The organism is Arthrobacter pascens (assembly GCF_030815585.1).
In the GTDB taxonomy this organism is placed as follows: Bacteria; Actinomycetota; Actinomycetes; order Actinomycetales; family Micrococcaceae; genus Arthrobacter; species Arthrobacter pascens_A.
On sequence record NZ_JAUSWY010000001.1, the window covers coordinates 939,026 to 954,028 of the forward strand.

The window sequence follows — 15,003 nt, forward strand, 5'->3', positions numbered from 1 at the left end:
CCATGGCTAAGATCAAAAAGGGTGACCTCGTTCAGGTCATCACTGGCGCCAAGGCTGAGCGCGGCGGCGACCGAGGCAAGCAGGGCAAGGTTCTGCGCGTATTCCCGGACACCAACCGCGTGTTGGTTGAAGGCATTAACCGCGTAACCAAGCACACCAAGGTCGGTCAGTCGCAGCGCGGCACCAAGACCGGTGGCATCGAGGTTGTTGAGGCTTCGATCCACATCTCCAACGTGGCTCTGGTTGACCCGTCCACCAAGAAGCCCACCCGCGTCGGTTTCCGCACCGAGACCGTTGAGCGCGATGGCGTGAAGCGTGAAGTGCGCGTACGCGTGGCCAAGAGCTCCGGGAAGGACATCTAATGACTGAGACTCTCGAGACTCCGGCAACGAAGATCGTTCCTCGTCTGAAGACCAAGTACGCCGATTCCATCAAGAGCACGCTCATTGAGGAATTCAAGTACGAGAACGTCAACCAGGTTCCCCGCCTGGTGAAGGTCGTTGTGAACATGGGTGTTGGAGATGCCGCCAAGGACTCCAAGCTGATCGACGGCGCTGTCCGCGATCTGACCCTGATCACCGGCCAGAAGCCGCAGGTAACCAAGGCCCGCAAGTCGATCGCACAGTTCAAGCTGCGCGAAGGCATGCCCATCGGCGCCCACGCAACCTTGCGTGGGGACCGCATGTGGGAATTCCTGGACCGCCTGGTCACGCTGGCTCTGCCCCGTATCCGCGACTTCCGCGGCCTCAGCGGCAAGCAGTTCGACGGCAACGGCAACTACACCTTCGGTCTGACCGAGCAGGTTATGTTCCACGAAATCGACCAGGATTCCATCGACCGCACTCGCGGCATGGACATCACGGTTGTCACCACTGCCAAGACCGATGACGAAGGCCGTGCGCTGCTGAAGGCGCTTGGTTTCCCGTTCAAGGCCGAAGACTAATCTAACTACGTAAAAGGTCCTTCGAAGCAACTTTGCAGGTAACTGCAGAAGCGGCGTCGAGGAAACCGTTATGAGGAAGGGCAAGAGCCCAACATGACAATGACAGATCCTGTCGCAGACATGCTTACGCGTCTGCGCAATGCAAACTCGGCATACCACGATTCCGTGACCATGCCGTACAGCAAGCTCAAGGCACGCGTTGCCGACATCCTGAAGGCCGAAGGTTACATCGCCTCCTGGAAAGAAGAAGACGCTGAGGTTGGCAAGAAGCTGACCCTTGAGCTTAAGTTCGGTCCGAACCGCGAGCGTTCCATCGCTGGTGTTCGTCGTATTTCCAAGCCGGGACTGCGCGTTTACGCGAAGTCCACCAACCTGCCGCACGTGCTCGGTGGCCTGGGTGTCGCAATCCTGTCCACCTCTTCCGGCCTGTTGACTGACAAGCAAGCCGGCAAGAAGGGCGTGGGCGGCGAAGTCCTCGCCTACGTCTGGTAACGGGAAAGGAAGAGAATAATGTCACGTATTGGACGTCTCCCCATCACCGTTCCGGCCGGCGTTGAGGTCAAGGTTGACGGCTCTGTCGTCAGCGTCAAGGGTGCCAAAGGCGAGCTGAACCACACTGTGGCCAGCCCGATCGAGGTTTCCCTGGAAGCAGAGACCCTGACTGTCGCCCGCCCGAACGACGAGCGCGCCTCCCGTTCACTCCACGGCCTGACCCGCACTCTGATCTCCAACATGATCGAGGGCGTTACCAAGGGCTACGAGAAGAAGCTTGAAATCGTTGGTACTGGTTACCGCGTTCAGGCCAAGGGATCTGACCTTGAGTTCGCTCTCGGCTACAGCCACCCGGTAAGCGTCTCCGCACCGGACGGCATCACCTTTGCAGTTGAGACCCCGACCAAGCTCTCTGTTTCAGGTATCAACAAGCAGCAGGTCGGCGAGGTTGCTGCCAACATTCGCAAGCTGCGGAAGCCGGACCCCTATAAGGGCAAGGGCATCCGTTACGCCGGCGAAGTCATCCGCCGCAAGGTCGGAAAGGCTGGTAAGTAACCATGGCCATCTCAATTAATAAGAAGCGTACGAACAAGAGCAAATCTGCTTCGCGCAGCCGCCGCCAGCTTCGTATCCGCAAGCGCATCTCCGGTACGGCTGTACGTCCTCGTCTGGTCGTCAACCGTTCCGCACGCCACGTATTCGTCCAGGTTGTCGATGACACCAAGGGCCTGACCGTAGCGAGCGCGTCCACACTGGAAGCCGATCTTCGTGCATTCGACGGTGACAAGACTGCCAAGGCCAAGCGCGTTGGCGAGCTGGTTGCCGAGCGTGCGAAGGCTGCCGGTGTCGAAGCCGTTGTCTTTGACCGCGGTGGTAACAAGTACCACGGCCGGATCGCCGCCGTCGCTGACGGTGCACGTGAAGGTGGGCTGTCACTGTGACGGAAGCAAACAAGGAAAAGGACACTGTGTCTGCAGATCAGAAGGCGACTGAAGCCGTAGCTGCTCCGGCCACTGAGACCACTGCCCCCGCTGCTGCCGATGACCGCCGTGGTGGCGCTCGTCGTGGCGAGCGTGGCGACAAGGGCCAGGGCCGCGGAGACCGTGGTGGCCGTGGCGGCCGCGATGGTGGCCGCGAAGCTGAGAAGAGCCAGTTCATTGAGCGCGTTGTCACCATCAACCGTGTTTCCAAGGTGGTCAAGGGTGGTCGTCGCTTCAGCTTCACCGCCCTGGTCGTCGTTGGTGACGGCAACGGTATGGTCGGCGTTGGCTACGGCAAGGCTAAGGAAGTTCCTGCCGCAATCGCGAAGGGCGTTGAGGAAGCTAAGAAGTCCTTCTTCCGCGTTCCCCGCATTGGCAACACCATCCCGCACCGCGTTCAGGGTGAGGCTGCTGCCGGCGTCGTAATGCTGCGTCCGGCTTCCGCCGGTACCGGTGTTATTGCCGGTGGTCCGGTCCGCGCCATCTTGGAGTGCGTGGGCATCCACGACATCCTCTCCAAGTCGCTGGGCTCCTCCAACGCCATCAACATCGTCCACGCGACGGTTGCGGCGCTGAAGCAGCTCGAAGAGCCGGCAGCAGTGGCAGCACGCCGCGGCCTGCCGCTGGACGAGGTTGCTCCGCCGGCAATGGTAAAGGCTCTCCTGAACCAGAAGGCGGGTGTCTAAGCCATGGCTAAGAACCTGATTCCCTCCGACACTCAGTTGGAGATCACTCAGATCAAGTCCGCCATTGGCGGCAAGCAGAACCAGCGCGACACCCTTCGGTCCCTCGGCCTGAAGCGGATCGGACACACCGTTGTCCGCACCGCCGACGCCGTGACCGTTGGAATGCTCAACACGGTTCCGCACCTGGTAAAGGTAGAGGAGGCGAAGTAAATGGCAGAGAAGAAGACCGCCGAAAAGGCACAGAGCGCCGCTGAGAAGCAGAACGCCCTGAAGGTTCACCACCTGCGTCCTGCCCCGGGTGCCAAGACCGCCAAGACCCGTGTGGGTCGTGGTGAAGGTTCCAAGGGTAAGACCGCCGGTCGCGGTACCAAGGGTACGAAGGCCCGCTACCAGATCAAGGCTGGCTTTGCCGGCGGCCAGCTGCCGCTGCACATGCGCCTCCCGAAGCTGCGCGGCTTCAAGAACCCGTTCCGGGTTGAGTTCCAGGTTGTAAACCTGGACAAGCTCAACGAGCTGTTCCCGGAAGGTGGCGCAGTCACCGTGGAGAACCTGGTCGAAAAGGGTGCCGTTCGCAAGAACCAGCCCGTCAAGGTGCTTGGCACCGGCGACATCACCGTCAAGGTTGACGTCACCGCCCACGCATTCTCGGCCAGCGCCGCTGAAAAGATTGCTGCAGCAGGCGGAAGCACCACCGCTCTCTAGAGCCGGTGGGCTAATGCCCGTTGTAAACTCCCGGTATGCGGGGCCTCAGGGTCCGGCGTACCGGGAGTTTTTCATGGGCGGGACCTGCGGATTGTTCGCATCGCGCATAGACCCGTTAGACTCGGTTGTTGGGATTATTGAGACCCATCACACCACTCATATTTACAACACAGGAGGACGCTTGCTTAGCGCATTTGGCCGGGCCTTTCGCACGCCTGATCTGCGACGCAAGTTGTTGTTCACGCTGGCAATCATCACAATCTTCCGCTTGGGTGCCTTCATTCCCTCGCCTGGTGTGAACTACCAGAATGTCCAGCAATGCTTGCAGAACGGTCAGACCGCAGGCGGGCTTTACCAGCTCGTCAACCTGTTCAGTGGCGGTGCATTGCTCCAGGTGTCCATCTTCGCCCTGGGCATCATGCCGTACATCACGGCCAGCATCATTGTGCAGCTGCTCCGGGTGGTTATTCCCCGGTTCCAGCAGCTCTACGAGGAGGGTGCGTCCGGGCAGTCCAAGCTGACCCAGTACACCCGGTACCTCACCATCGCGCTGGGCCTGCTGAACGCCACGACGTTGGTGTCGCTGGCACGTTCAGGACAGCTGCTCCCGGGCTGCAACCTTCCAATCATTCCGGATAACACTGTTATCACCACGATCCTGCTTATCATCACACTGACGGCTGGTACCGGCCTGATCATGTGGATGGGCGAGCTCGTCACCGAAAAGGGTGTGGGCAACGGGATGTCGCTGCTCATCTTCACCTCGATCGCTGCAACGTTCCCCACCTCCCTTGGAGCCATCTGGTCCTCCCAGGGCCCCGGGACCTTCTTTATGGTGCTGGCCATCGGCCTGGTGACCGTTGCCCTGGTGGTCTTTGTGGAGCAGTCGCAGCGCCGGGTCCCGGTGCAGTACGCCAAGCGGATGATCGGCCGCCGCACTGTGGGCGGCACCAGCACCTACATCCCCATCAAGGTGAACATGGCAGGCGTGATCCCCGTGATCTTCGCTTCGTCCATGCTTTATCTGCCGGGCCTGATCTCACAGTTCAACCAGCCCAAACCCGGCGAGCAGCTGCAGCCTTGGGTGGAGTGGATCAACAACAACCTGACCCGCGGTGACCACCCGATCTACATGGCGCTCTACTTCGCCATGATTGTATTTTTCACCTACTTCTATGTCGCGATCACCTTCAACCCTGAAGAGGTCTCGGACAACATGAAGAAGTACGGCGGCTTCATCCCAGGTATCCGTGCCGGCAAGCCGACGGCGGACTACCTCCAGTACGTGCTCTCCCGGATCACCCTGCCCGGCGCCCTCTACCTGGGCTTTGTGGCGCTGATTCCGCTGGTGGCACTGGTACTGATTAACGCGAACCAGAACTTCCCGTTCGGTGGCACCTCGATCCTGATCATGGTGGGCGTTGGGCTTGAGACCGTCAAACAAATAGACGCGCAACTACAGCAACGTCACTACGAAGGGCTTTTGCGATGACGAGAATGTTGATTATTGGACCTCCGGGTTCGGGAAAAGGAACGCAGGCGGAACGCATTTCGGAGCGCCTCGGCGTTGTTGCGATCTCCACTGGTGACATTTTCCGCGCCAATGTGAAGGGCGAGACGCCGCTTGGCATCGAAGCCAAGAAGTACATGGACAACGGAGATTTCGTTCCGGACAGCGTGACCAACAAAATGGTGCGGGACCGGCTCAGCGAGGCCGACGTCGAGGACGGCTTCCTGCTGGACGGCTACCCGCGCACCACTGCGCAGGTTGACTACCTGGACCAGATTCTGGCGGACGGTGAGCAGAAGCTCGACGTCGTCCTGCAGCTGACGGCCGACGACGAGGAGCTGGTGACCCGTCTCCTCGGCCGTGCCAAGGAAACGGGCCGGAGCGACGACAACGAAGCCGTCATCCGCCACCGGCTGGACCTCTACCACGAGCAGACCGAGGCCGTCGTGGCCAAGTACGCCGAGCGCGGCATCCTGACCCAGGTGGACGGCATCGGCGGCATCGACGAGGTCACCAACCGCGTGATGCAGGCCATTAAGGCAGCACAGGCAGCCTGATCCAGGCAAGAGTTATCCGAGGCTCCTCCCGGCATCCGGGAGGAGCCTCAGCCATTGAGAGGACACAGCATGGCTTTCGGCCAGCCCCGTATCGAATACAAAACAAATGCCCAGCTGCGCACCATGCACGAGGCAGGCCTTGTCCTGAGCCGTGCGTTGGACGCTGCAGTGGCCGCGGCCGTTCCGGGTGTCACCACCAAGCACCTGGATGACGTGTTTGCCGCAGTGCTCAACGAGGCAGGCGCCAAGTCGAACTTCCTGGGCTACCACGGCTTCCCGGCCACCATCTGCACCTCCGTCAACGAGGAGGTTGTCCACGGCATCCCCAGCGGCCGTGTCCTCAACGACGGCGACATCATCTCGATCGACGGCGGCGCGATTGTGGACGGCTGGCACTCCGACTCGGCCCGCACCGTGATCGTGGGCGTGGCCGATCCCGAAGACCAACGACTGTCCGACGTTACGCAGGCGGCGATGTGGCGCGGCATTGCGGCGACGGCCACCGGAAGCCACGTGGGCGATATCGGCGCGGCCATCGATGACTACGTGTCCTCGGTGCCGGGCAAGCCGCTTGGCATCCTGGAAGACTATGTCGGCCACGGTATCGGCTCGGAGATGCACATGCCGCCGGACGTGCTCAACTACCGCACCAGTCACCGCGGGCCCAAGCTGCGGCCCGGCCTGTGCCTTGCGATTGAGCCCATGCTGGTCCGCGGCAGCATCGAGACCGCCGTCCTGGACGATGACTGGACCGTGGTGACCACGGACGGACAGCGCTCGTGCCAGTGGGAGCATTCGGTGGCGGTGCACGAGAAGGGCATCTGGGTGCTGTCCGCCCCCGACGGCGGAGCCGCGCACCTGGTGCCGCTCGGCGTCGTCCCCGTTCCCATCCCCTAGGACACGCGTTTTTTCCCAAGGACACGCAAAATCCCTGGGGACACTGAAATTCGGGTGTCCCCAGGGATTTTCCGCGTCCTCAGGACTTTTGGAGGGCAGAATGGGGCCATGACTTCCAAGATTACTGACGTGCCGGGAATCCTGGTCGGCCATGCGCAAAAGTCCGGCGGCGGTTGGCTGAGCGGTGTGACCGTGGTCCTGCCGCCGCCGGGAACGGTTGGCTCCGTGGACGTCCGTGGCGGTGGTCCGGGAACGCATGAGACCGACGCTTTGGATCCCACCACGCTGACGTCAGCCGTTGATGCGGTGGTCCTGACAGGCGGCAGCGCTTACGGCCTGGTCACAGCACACGGCGCCCAGCAATGGTGCGAGGAGAACGGCCGGGGCTTCGCGATCTCCGGTGGCGTTGTGCCCATCGTCCCCGCCGCCGCCATCTTTGACCTTGGCCGCGGCGGCGACTTCGCCGCCCGTCCCGACGCCGGCATGGGCTACGCGGCAGCCGCTGCCGCCGCTGCCGAGAAGGAAGGGCACGACGTCGGACGCGGCAACGTAGGAGCCGGCACCGGGGCGCTCATTGGACGCCGCCAGTTCAAAGGGGGAGTGGGTACCGCCTCGGTCACGCTGGATAACGGCGTGGTTGTCGGGGCGCTGGCCGTGGTGAATGCGCTGGGTCTGCCTTTCGTCGTGAATGATGTGGGTGGTGACACTGGGACCGAGCAGACGGGGTTGGGACCCGGCAGCGTGCGTCTAAGCGAGGAACGAGCGAGCACGCCGAGGGTTGCAGCCCCGGCAGCGCCGGAGCCACAAGCTCTCAATACGACGCTGGTAGTAGTTGCGACGAATGCCGTCCTCGATGTGGCCGAGTGTAAGCGGACGGCGTCTGCTGCGCATGCCGGGATTGCCAGGGCTTTGAACCCGTCCCATACCCTGGCGGACGGGGATACCGTTTTCTGCCTGGCTACAGGCGGGATCAAGCTGGACCGCAGTACCGAAGCTGCCCGGCAGATGGGTCTTATTACTTTGCAGAGTGCGGCAGCCGACGTCGTGCGCCTGGCCATCCTCGACGGTGTCTCCAATGCGGAGGCGATCACAACTCCGGCGGGCGAATATGGTGCATACGGGGACACATTGCGCTAACATGGCTGGATTTAACATTCACGCCAAAGTGGCGTAGTGTTGTTTGTTGGTTGTCTGCCCTGCCACGCCTATTTGCGGTCCGGTTGGTGACAATCAATCAATCAAAATACGTCTGTAGTCATGCCCGGTGCAATCCGGAGGGCTGCGGCAACAACAGTTAGCGGAGGGTATGGCCAAGAAGGACGGGGTCATTGAGATCGAGGGCGTTGTGACTGAGGCGCTGCCTAACGCGATGTTTCGCGTTGAGCTCACCAACAAGCACATCGTTCTGGCACACATCTCAGGCAAGATGCGCCAGCACTACATCAGGATTCTCCCTGAGGACCGGGTAGTGGTGGAACTGAGCCCTTATGACCTCACTCGGGGTCGTATCGTCTACCGCTACAAGTAAATTGCTGGGCGGCTGCTGCTTATAGGAACAGCTGCTCCAGTTGACCAACTGCCACACGCAAAGGAATGCCATGAAGGTCAAGCCGAGCGTCAAGCAGATCTGCGAAAAGTGCAAAGTGATCCGCCGTAATGGCCGGGTCATGGTGATCTGCGAGAACCCGCGCCACAAGCAGCGCCAGGGCTAATTTCCTTCCCGAAGGAAATCCTGGGTTGCTAACCCACGCAAGTAAATAAAGGCAGCACAAGCTGAATTGGGACGTATGAGCCCGGACAGCTAACCCCCGGTCGGAGGCTGGGGCCGCACAGAACGTGCGGGTGTACTGCCTACGACCTCCGGTTTATTCAAGGAGTAGTGCCACTATGGCTCGTCTCGCTGGCGTAGACATTCCCCGCGAAAAGCGGCTGGAAATTGCGCTTACTTACATCTACGGCGTGGGTAAGACCCGTGCACACGAAACCCTGGCTGCCACTGGCATCAGCGCTGACGTTCGCGTCAAGGACCTGACTGATACCCAGCTGGTTGAGCTGCGTGACTACATTGAAGGCAACTACAAGGTTGAGGGTGACCTTCGCCGCGAAGTAGCAGCAGATATCCGCCGCAAGGTTGAAATCGGCAGCTACGAAGGCCTGCGCCACCGCAAGGGCCTGCCCGTACGCGGACAGCGTACGAAGACCAACGCACGTACCCGCAAGGGCCCGAAGCGTACCGTCGCCGGCAAGAAGAAGGCACGTTAATCCCTGCGGGATTAACGATCGCCTCCCCCGATAACTTTCTGTAGGAGAAAAAATGCCCCCGAAGACTCGTGGCGCGGTTCGCAAGCCGCGTAAGAAGGACAAGAAGAATATCGCGCTTGGCCAGGCGCACATCAAGAGCACTTTTAACAACACCATCGTGTCCATCACGGACCCGAACGGCGCTGTTATCTCTTGGGCTTCCTCAGGTGAGGTTGGCTTCAAGGGCTCACGCAAGTCCACCCCGTTCGCCGCCCAGATGGCTGCCGAAGCTGCTGCCAAGCGTGCACAGGAGCACGGCATGCGCAAGGTTGACGTTTTCGTCAAGGGACCGGGATCCGGACGCGAGACCGCAATCCGATCGCTGCAGGCCGCTGGCCTGGAGGTTGGCTCCATCCAGGACGTCACCCCCGCTGCGCACAACGGCTGCCGTCCGCCCAAGCGCCGCCGCGTCTAAGCCTTTCCCGCAGCAGGAGCTTGCCCGGACCGTCACGGTCCGGGCAAGCCCAGCCGCGTTAAGTCTTCAGACCGAATTTCCACCACCTGTGTTGCGTCATATAGCGGATGCTCGCCGAAAGGAAACCTAAGTGCTCATTGCACAGCGCCCCACCCTCTCCGAAGAGGTAGTCTCCGAAAACCGTTCGCGTTTCATCATTGAGCCGCTGGAACCGGGCTTCGGCTACACCCTCGGAAACTCCCTCCGCCGTACCCTGCTCTCTTCCATCCCCGGTGCTGCTGTAACCAGCATCCGGATCGATGGCGTGCTGCACGAGTTCACCACGGTTCCGGGTGTCAAGGAAGATGTCACTGAGATCATCCTGAACATCAAGAGCCTGTCGGTTTCCTCCGAGCACGACGAGCCGGTTGTTGCTTACCTGCGCAAGCAGGGCCCCGGAGTCGTCACCGCCGCGGACATCGCTCCGCCGGCCGGCGTCGAATTCCACAACCCGGATCTGCACATTGCCACGCTGAACTCGAAGGGCAAGTTCGAACTCGAACTGACCATCGAGCGCGGCCGCGGCTACGTTTCGGCAGCTCAGAACAAGTCCGGCGACTCCGAGATCGGCCGTATCCCGGTCGACTCGATCTACTCGCCGGTGCTGAAGGTTACTTTCCGCGTGGAAGCAACCCGTGTTGAGCAGCGCACCGACTTCGACAAGCTCATTGTCGACGTCGAGACCAAGCAGGCCATCGCCCCCCGCGATGCCGTTGCTTCCGCAGGTACCACCCTGGTGGAACTCTTCGGTCTGGCCCGCGAGCTGAACACCGCAGCTGAAGGTATTGAGATTGGCCCGTCGCCGACGGATGCTGCCTTGGCAGCGGACATGGCCTTGCCGATCGAGGATCTGGACCTCACCGTCCGTTCCTACAACTGCCTCAAGCGTGAGGGCATCCACACCGTGGGTGAACTCGTAGCCCGCTCCGAGGCTGACCTGATGGACATCCGTAACTTCGGTGCGAAGTCCATTGACGAGGTCAAGGCAAAGCTGGTTGAACTGGGCCTGTCCCTCAAGGACTCGCCTCCCGGTTTTGACCTCGCAGCACGCGCCGCAGCAATTGAAGAGGACGACGCCGCCTTCGGCGACGACGAACTCTAAAACAGATCTTGGCCGCGGGCCGGGCACCATGGTGTGTCCAGCCCACGGCTTCCATATGAGGAGAAACAATTATGCCTACCCCCACTAAGGGTCCGCGCCTCGGAGGCGGCCCGGCTCACGAGCGTCTTATGCTCGCGAACCTGGCAGCAGCACTGTTCGAGCACAAGCGGATCACCACCACGGTGACCAAGGCCAAGCGGCTCAAGCCGTACGCCGAGCGCCTGGTAACATTCGCCAAGCGCGGCGACCTGGCTTCCCGCCGTCGTGTACTCGGCCTGATCAGCAACAAGGGCGTCGTCCACGAGCTGTTCACCGACATTGCACAGGCAGTGGAGAACCGCGACGGCGGCTACACCCGCATCACCAAGATCGGCAACCGTAAGGGCGACAACGCTCCCATGGCTGTCATCGAGCTGGTTCTTGAGCCGGTTTCCGCCAAGCAGGCCGTCGTAGCCGAGGCTACCTCCGCTGCCAAGCACGACGCCGACAAGAAGGAAGCAGCTGCTGCCGCTCCGGCTGCCGAAGAGGCTCCCGAAGCTGAGGTTGTAGAGACCGAAGCTGCTGAGGCTGAAGCTGCCGAGACCGAAGCTGCAAACGAAGAGGCCCCGGCCGCTGAGGAAGCTGCTGAGACTCCCGCTGCCGAGGAAAAGGACGCGAAGTAATTCGCTGATTCCTTCGCATAGACTTGTGTCTATGAACCACCAAAAACCCGCGGCCCCCGTTACAGGGGGCGGCGGGTTTTTGCGTATCCGGCTTGATTTATCGTACGACGGCGGCCCCTTCAGCGGGTGGGCCCTGCAGCCGGGGCTGCGCACCGTCCAGGGCGTCTTGGAGGAGGCGCTGGAACTGCTGGTCCGCCGGCCCGTGCGGGTCACCGTGGCGGGACGCACCGATGCCGGTGTGCACGCCCGTGGCCAGGTGGTGCACCTCGACCTGACTGAGGCCGAGTGGGTGGGGCTGAACAGGGGAGTGGAGCTGGATCCGGCCGTCGCGCTGCTGCGGCGGCTGCGCGGAGCGCTCAGCCGCGGGCTGGGCGACCTCACGGGGGCCATTGAGGTGCACCTCGTGAGTATGGCCCCGGTGGGATTCGATGCACGGTTCTCTGCCCTGTGGCGGCGTTACAGCTACCGCATCGCGGACGGTCCTGCCCTGTGGGACCCGCTCGAACGGTACTTCACCCTGTGGCACAGGAATCCGCTGGACGTTGACCTCCTGAACGAGGGCGCCTCACAGTTGCTGGGACTGCAGAATTTCCTGTCCTACTGCAAGCCGCGGGAGGGGGCCACCACCATCCGTGAACTCCAGCGCTTTGAGTTCGAGCGCGGGGAGGATGGCGTCATTGTGGCTACCGTGCAGGCTGATGCGTTCTGCCACAATATGGTCCGCGCCCTGGTTGGGTCGGCCCTGTATGTGGGTGAGGGAGTGGAGGAGCCGGGGTGGCTCCACGACCGGCTCCTGGCGAAGAAGCGGGACGCCAAGTCCATCCTCGCCGCGCCGCACCCGCTGGTACTTGAGGAAGTGGCCTACCCTTCCGAGGACGAGATGCTGGCCAGGGCTGAGCTGACGCGGGCGGTGCGGAAGTAGCTTCCTTATGGGCAGTCCAGGCTGGCGGGAACGAGGCCAAGGAGGGCTTTAGGAGTGTACTGGACCGTGAGTGAGGAGGCCGGAGTTGAAACCCAGGAATGTAGCCATTGCGCGGCCTGAAACTGGATTGCTCTTTCCTGCCTGTAGCCATCGAAGGCATTATCGTCGGCATCTATGGTGACGGTCACCGTTGTCCCGGGCCAAAGCCCAGAAGACCACGATTCGTTTGGGACTAAAGTGACTAGGGCGTAATCCGTGGCGAGGCTGCCTGAGCGGGTCAACCTCAATCTGATGTTGTTTCCGTCCTGAATGCATACAAGCGTCGGGGATGGCAACTGCGTCGCGGTGAACTGCCCGGTCGCCAGTGCGCCATCGGTGAAGGCTGCCTGGCTCGGTGCAGCGGTGTGGAGGGCACCTCCGGTGAGGACACCGAGACTTACCAGCGACATGGCCGTCAGCCTCGTGGCACGGCGGCCGGAACGGCGGGCACGACGTCCGCCCTGGGGCCTGCTTTCTGGCTGCGGTGGCTCCAGCCGGGAACCCCGGCGTTTTGGAGCACCGAAAGCCAGATAGAACAGGTAGGCGGTGAAGAGTCCGCCGGCGAAGACCGCGGCGGAACTGCTCAGCCAGGCCACGGCATAACCCAGCAGCGGAGCGTGGGCTATCACCCGCTCCGTTGTGCGGAGAACGTAGGGCTCGGCGTCGGGGATTGAATTCGCGTCGCCTTTAAGCGTTACCGTTGCCGTGTCTCCGGAAACGTCCGCCTGCACTAGCCGGTGGGTGATGCGCACCCCGGCGGCGGTTTCGACGCTGATGACGTCCCCGGCCCGGAGGGCGGCGGCCTCTACCGGGATGCTGATCCCCAGAGCACCGGTGGGGATGGCGGGCGCCATGGAGCCCGAGCGGAAAACCAGCGGCTTGGCGCCGATCAACACAGCAACAATGGCCGCCAGGAGGCAGAGCGCACCGAGAATGGCACCCAGGGTCAGCAGATTGTTCTGGACGCGTGAGAGTCTGCGCATGTCCGCTCAGCTCCCCACGCCGGCGTTGAAGGTAAAGGTGGCCGTGGTGCTTGTACCTTGGAGGTTGCTGGCAGCATTGGCTGGCAGGGATACCACGAGGCAAAGGTTCTCAGTGCCGGCCGGCGCAAGGGTGCGGGGAACCGAGATCAATGTACCGACGAGGGTAACGTCTGTAGTACCGATTCGTGTGCCCGTGCATGAACCCGTCGTCGCCGTGTTGCTGGCGGATCCGCCGGAGTACACACCGACCAGCAGCGATGTGCCGAGGTTACCGCCCAGGCCGCCGGCACCCGCCACGGCGGAGCCTGTCACCGTGTACGTAAGCGGGAGCGAACCCGAGTTGGAGGCCTGCACCATGGCAGCCTTGCTCACGCCGGGATACATGGCAGTCATATCCAGGGAAGTCACCGCTACGGAGTCTGCCAGTGTTCCGTCGGGCAGCGTCCGGAGTTTCAGGTCAAGCGTGCCGGCGCTGAAAGTCGCAGTTGCCGTCGATTCGTCGGTCCACGCCGCGAGTGTCCCCACGGCGCCGAGGCCCAGGACCATTCCTGCAGACAGCAGCGCGCGGAGCCCGATGCTCCTTTCGCTGGAGACGGCCCCCTGCGGGGTTACGCTACGCCGTCCCATTTGGCACTCCTGCGCCAGCATCCGACAGAAGCCGGGCGGGATCCGGCCGCCGCTTTGAACGACGCGACTCGACCACTGCCGCGTTGCACATAAAAGCAGAGTAACCGAGCAACAGGGCTACGGCGACGCCCACGGCCCAGATGTGCTGCTCACCGGTCAGCCAAACGTTGACGTAGCCCAGCAAAGGCATGCTGTACCAGACCACGCCGCGGATCTGGCGAGCCTTGACCAGAGTTTCATCGGGGACCGGGTTTGCATCCCCCTGCGTGGTGAACAGCGCCTCGCCGCCCAGGGTCCGGGAGATGGATTTGATCCGGTGGGTGACCACCTCAGGTTCACCCGAACGGATCTGGTAGGTGATGGCGTCGCCGACTTTCAGCTCGGCAGCCTGGACCGGACGGGTGACCACCAGGCTACCCGGCGGCATGCCCGGGCGCATCGAACCCGTGAGAACTGTATAGGGAGTTGACCCTGTAAACCTCGGAACTGCAACCACTACCACCAGCAAGGAAAACATTGAGAGCAGGAGAACCCAGGACGCTATCTGCCGCAGCCACCAGCCGATGCCGGTGGCGGCGTCGTCAACAGCTGCACTGTGCTTCCTGCTCATGACTCTTGATCCCCCCTGAAGGTAAACGTCACGGATGTGGTGCCTGCAGCAGCGGTGATCGGGGCGTTGGCGTTGAGGGCAACTTCGATGCAAAGCGTCTCGGACGACGACGGCGCCAGCGGACTCCCGGCGAATGTCGCCGATGGATTGACGGGCACACGGTCAAGGAGAACCACTCCCTGCGATGGAGCTTGCCCGCAGACCTCGTCCATCGTCACCGTTAACAGCAGCGCAGCTGCCAGTTTTTGATCGGCCGGGGTAACGGCGGTAGCCGTTACAGAAGTCAGGCCATATGTCATGTCCGTGCTTCCTCCATTGCCGACTGTCAGCGGTGCCCGCACTGCTTGACCAGGAGTCAGGTTACCTGCGCTGAGTGCGGTGAATGTATAGGGTGACGACTGGCCGCCCACCAGCAGCACGAGGCTGCCGGTGGTGACGGTTCCAGCGTCGACTGTGGCCTCGTTGCGCCAAAGCGCCCCGGTGGTGCTCATTGTTGTCAACATAACGAGCACCATCCCCCCAACGAGTGTCAGCCA

23 protein-coding genes are annotated in these 15,003 nt (G+C 62.1%); 19 read left to right on the forward strand and 4 right to left on the reverse strand.

From position 1 onward, the window contains the following. Positions 1 to 2: 2 nt before the first annotated feature. From rplX to QFZ30_RS04545, 19 genes are all read left to right on the forward strand, one after another. Complete coding sequence (rplX, locus tag QFZ30_RS04455; protein WP_307073857.1) at positions 3 to 362, forward strand: 50S ribosomal protein L24; 360 nt, start codon at positions 3 to 5, stop codon at positions 360 to 362. Continuing rightward, complete coding sequence (gene rplE, locus QFZ30_RS04460) at positions 362 to 943, forward strand: 50S ribosomal protein L5 (RefSeq protein WP_307073859.1); 582 nt, start codon at positions 362 to 364, stop codon at positions 941 to 943. Before rplX ends, rplE begins: the two co-directional genes overlap by 1 nt. Positions 944 to 1,036: 93 nt before the next feature. After that, the gene (rpsH, locus tag QFZ30_RS04465) at positions 1,037 to 1,435 is read left to right on the forward strand and encodes a 30S ribosomal protein S8 (protein ID WP_018773673.1); all 399 of its coding nucleotides are present in this window, start codon (positions 1,037 to 1,039) and stop codon (positions 1,433 to 1,435) included. 18 nt (positions 1,436 to 1,453) lie between these two features. Beyond that, positions 1,454 to 1,990 (forward strand): 50S ribosomal protein L6, encoded by a 537-nt coding sequence (gene rplF / locus QFZ30_RS04470; RefSeq protein ID WP_307073861.1) that lies wholly within the window; start codon positions 1,454 to 1,456, stop codon positions 1,988 to 1,990. A gap of 2 nt (positions 1,991 to 1,992) precedes the next feature. Beyond that, on the forward strand, positions 1,993 to 2,376 hold the full coding sequence (rplR, locus tag QFZ30_RS04475) for a 50S ribosomal protein L18 (protein WP_066293270.1): 384 nt from the start codon (positions 1,993 to 1,995) through the stop codon (positions 2,374 to 2,376). After that, positions 2,373 to 3,101, forward strand: coding sequence for a 30S ribosomal protein S5 (gene rpsE / locus QFZ30_RS04480; RefSeq protein WP_307073863.1), 729 nt, complete (start codon positions 2,373 to 2,375; stop codon positions 3,099 to 3,101). The genes rplR and rpsE overlap by 4 nt, the downstream gene beginning before the upstream one ends. A gap of 3 nt (positions 3,102 to 3,104) precedes the next feature. Then, positions 3,105 to 3,311 (forward strand): 50S ribosomal protein L30, encoded by a 207-nt coding sequence (rpmD, locus tag QFZ30_RS04485; RefSeq protein ID WP_028269574.1) that lies wholly within the window; start codon positions 3,105 to 3,107, stop codon positions 3,309 to 3,311. Continuing rightward, positions 3,312 to 3,803, forward strand: a complete 492-nt coding sequence (rplO, locus tag QFZ30_RS04490; RefSeq protein WP_307073866.1) for a 50S ribosomal protein L15 — start codon at positions 3,312 to 3,314, stop codon at positions 3,801 to 3,803. Between the two features lie 181 nt (positions 3,804 to 3,984). Continuing rightward, on the forward strand, positions 3,985 to 5,295 hold the full coding sequence (gene secY, locus QFZ30_RS04495; protein ID WP_307073868.1) for a preprotein translocase subunit SecY: 1,311 nt from the start codon (positions 3,985 to 3,987) through the stop codon (positions 5,293 to 5,295). Between the two features lie 5 nt (positions 5,296 to 5,300). Then, positions 5,301 to 5,870, forward strand: a complete 570-nt coding sequence (locus QFZ30_RS04500) for an adenylate kinase (RefSeq protein WP_307080038.1) — start codon at positions 5,301 to 5,303, stop codon at positions 5,868 to 5,870. 69 nt (positions 5,871 to 5,939) lie between these two features. Beyond that, on the forward strand, positions 5,940 to 6,767 hold the full coding sequence (gene map / locus QFZ30_RS04505) for a type I methionyl aminopeptidase (RefSeq protein ID WP_307073870.1): 828 nt from the start codon (positions 5,940 to 5,942) through the stop codon (positions 6,765 to 6,767). Positions 6,768 to 6,875: 108 nt separating this feature from the next. Continuing rightward, on the forward strand, positions 6,876 to 7,904 hold the full coding sequence (locus tag QFZ30_RS04510) for a P1 family peptidase (protein ID WP_307073872.1): 1,029 nt from the start codon (positions 6,876 to 6,878) through the stop codon (positions 7,902 to 7,904). A 169-nt stretch (positions 7,905 to 8,073) separates the two neighbouring features. Further along, positions 8,074 to 8,295, forward strand: coding sequence for a translation initiation factor IF-1 (infA, locus tag QFZ30_RS04515; RefSeq protein WP_009358723.1), 222 nt, complete (start codon positions 8,074 to 8,076; stop codon positions 8,293 to 8,295). Positions 8,296 to 8,365: 70 nt separating this feature from the next. Next, complete coding sequence (gene rpmJ, locus QFZ30_RS04520; protein WP_009358722.1) at positions 8,366 to 8,479, forward strand: 50S ribosomal protein L36; 114 nt, start codon at positions 8,366 to 8,368, stop codon at positions 8,477 to 8,479. A gap of 175 nt (positions 8,480 to 8,654) precedes the next feature. Continuing rightward, positions 8,655 to 9,029 (forward strand): 30S ribosomal protein S13, encoded by a 375-nt coding sequence (gene rpsM, locus QFZ30_RS04525; RefSeq protein WP_307073874.1) that lies wholly within the window; start codon positions 8,655 to 8,657, stop codon positions 9,027 to 9,029. Between the two features lie 52 nt (positions 9,030 to 9,081). Then, positions 9,082 to 9,483: a 30S ribosomal protein S11 gene (gene rpsK, locus QFZ30_RS04530; RefSeq protein ID WP_018769149.1), complete on the forward strand. Its 402-nt coding sequence runs from the start codon at positions 9,082 to 9,084 to the stop codon at positions 9,481 to 9,483. Between the two features lie 130 nt (positions 9,484 to 9,613). Then, complete coding sequence (locus QFZ30_RS04535; RefSeq protein WP_131131310.1) at positions 9,614 to 10,624, forward strand: DNA-directed RNA polymerase subunit alpha; 1,011 nt, start codon at positions 9,614 to 9,616, stop codon at positions 10,622 to 10,624. Positions 10,625 to 10,695: 71 nt separating this feature from the next. Beyond that, positions 10,696 to 11,286, forward strand: coding sequence for a 50S ribosomal protein L17 (gene rplQ / locus QFZ30_RS04540; protein WP_307073877.1), 591 nt, complete (start codon positions 10,696 to 10,698; stop codon positions 11,284 to 11,286). A gap of 31 nt (positions 11,287 to 11,317) precedes the next feature. Further along, positions 11,318 to 12,208 (forward strand): tRNA pseudouridine synthase A, encoded by an 891-nt coding sequence (locus QFZ30_RS04545; protein ID WP_307073880.1) that lies wholly within the window; start codon positions 11,318 to 11,320, stop codon positions 12,206 to 12,208. A 5-nt stretch (positions 12,209 to 12,213) separates the two neighbouring features. Here the strand turns inward: QFZ30_RS04545 and QFZ30_RS04550 are convergent, their stop codons facing one another. Genes QFZ30_RS04550 through QFZ30_RS04565 form a run of 4 tightly spaced genes read right to left on the reverse strand, consistent with a single transcriptional unit; the run spans position 12,214 to position 14,958 of the window. Next, positions 12,214 to 13,230, reverse strand: coding sequence for a signal peptidase I (locus QFZ30_RS04550; protein ID WP_307073882.1), 1,017 nt, complete (start codon positions 13,228 to 13,230; stop codon positions 12,214 to 12,216). Positions 13,231 to 13,236: 6 nt separating this feature from the next. Further along, complete coding sequence (locus tag QFZ30_RS04555; protein WP_307073884.1) at positions 13,237 to 13,857, reverse strand: SipW-dependent-type signal peptide-containing protein; 621 nt, start codon at positions 13,855 to 13,857, stop codon at positions 13,237 to 13,239. Continuing rightward, positions 13,844 to 14,467, reverse strand: a complete 624-nt coding sequence (locus QFZ30_RS04560; protein WP_307073886.1) for a signal peptidase I — start codon at positions 14,465 to 14,467, stop codon at positions 13,844 to 13,846. The genes QFZ30_RS04555 and QFZ30_RS04560 overlap by 14 nt, the downstream gene beginning before the upstream one ends. Next, positions 14,464 to 14,958 (reverse strand): hypothetical protein, encoded by a 495-nt coding sequence (locus tag QFZ30_RS04565; protein WP_307073888.1) that lies wholly within the window; start codon positions 14,956 to 14,958, stop codon positions 14,464 to 14,466. Before QFZ30_RS04565 ends, QFZ30_RS04560 begins: the two co-directional genes overlap by 4 nt. Positions 14,959 to 15,003 lie beyond the last annotated feature (45 nt).

What these genes read in the sequence shown, in the direction of transcription:
- rplX (WP_307073857.1), top strand. Translation starts at nt 3, where the DNA reads ATGGCTAAGATCAAAAAGGGTGACCTCGTTCAGGTCATCACTGGCGCC.
- rplE (WP_307073859.1), top strand. Translation starts at nt 362, where the DNA reads ATGACTGAGACTCTCGAGACTCCGGCAACGAAGATCGTTCCTCGTCTG.
- rpsH (WP_018773673.1), top strand. Translation starts at nt 1,037, where the DNA reads ATGACAATGACAGATCCTGTCGCAGACATGCTTACGCGTCTGCGCAAT.
- rplF (WP_307073861.1), top strand. Translation starts at nt 1,454, where the DNA reads ATGTCACGTATTGGACGTCTCCCCATCACCGTTCCGGCCGGCGTTGAG.
- rplR (WP_066293270.1), top strand. Translation starts at nt 1,993, where the DNA reads ATGGCCATCTCAATTAATAAGAAGCGTACGAACAAGAGCAAATCTGCT.
- rpmD (WP_028269574.1), top strand. Translation starts at nt 3,105, where the DNA reads ATGGCTAAGAACCTGATTCCCTCCGACACTCAGTTGGAGATCACTCAG.
- rplO (WP_307073866.1), top strand. Translation starts at nt 3,312, where the DNA reads ATGGCAGAGAAGAAGACCGCCGAAAAGGCACAGAGCGCCGCTGAGAAG.
- QFZ30_RS04500 (WP_307080038.1), top strand. Translation starts at nt 5,301, where the DNA reads ATGTTGATTATTGGACCTCCGGGTTCGGGAAAAGGAACGCAGGCGGAA.
- map (WP_307073870.1), top strand. Translation starts at nt 5,940, where the DNA reads ATGGCTTTCGGCCAGCCCCGTATCGAATACAAAACAAATGCCCAGCTG.
- QFZ30_RS04510 (WP_307073872.1), top strand. Translation starts at nt 6,876, where the DNA reads ATGACTTCCAAGATTACTGACGTGCCGGGAATCCTGGTCGGCCATGCG.
- infA (WP_009358723.1), top strand. Translation starts at nt 8,074, where the DNA reads ATGGCCAAGAAGGACGGGGTCATTGAGATCGAGGGCGTTGTGACTGAG.
- rpmJ (WP_009358722.1), top strand. Translation starts at nt 8,366, where the DNA reads ATGAAGGTCAAGCCGAGCGTCAAGCAGATCTGCGAAAAGTGCAAAGTG.
- rpsM (WP_307073874.1), top strand. Translation starts at nt 8,655, where the DNA reads ATGGCTCGTCTCGCTGGCGTAGACATTCCCCGCGAAAAGCGGCTGGAA.
- rpsK (WP_018769149.1), top strand. Translation starts at nt 9,082, where the DNA reads ATGCCCCCGAAGACTCGTGGCGCGGTTCGCAAGCCGCGTAAGAAGGAC.
- rplQ (WP_307073877.1), top strand. Translation starts at nt 10,696, where the DNA reads ATGCCTACCCCCACTAAGGGTCCGCGCCTCGGAGGCGGCCCGGCTCAC.
- QFZ30_RS04545 (WP_307073880.1), top strand. Translation starts at nt 11,318, where the DNA reads ATGAACCACCAAAAACCCGCGGCCCCCGTTACAGGGGGCGGCGGGTTT.
- QFZ30_RS04550 (WP_307073882.1), bottom strand. Translation starts at nt 13,230, where the DNA reads ATGCGCAGACTCTCACGCGTCCAGAACAATCTGCTGACCCTGGGTGCC.
- QFZ30_RS04555 (WP_307073884.1), bottom strand. Translation starts at nt 13,857, where the DNA reads ATGGGACGGCGTAGCGTAACCCCGCAGGGGGCCGTCTCCAGCGAAAGG.
- QFZ30_RS04560 (WP_307073886.1), bottom strand. Translation starts at nt 14,467, where the DNA reads ATGAGCAGGAAGCACAGTGCAGCTGTTGACGACGCCGCCACCGGCATC.
- QFZ30_RS04565 (WP_307073888.1), bottom strand. Translation starts at nt 14,958, where the DNA reads ATGAGCACCACCGGGGCGCTTTGGCGCAACGAGGCCACAGTCGACGCT.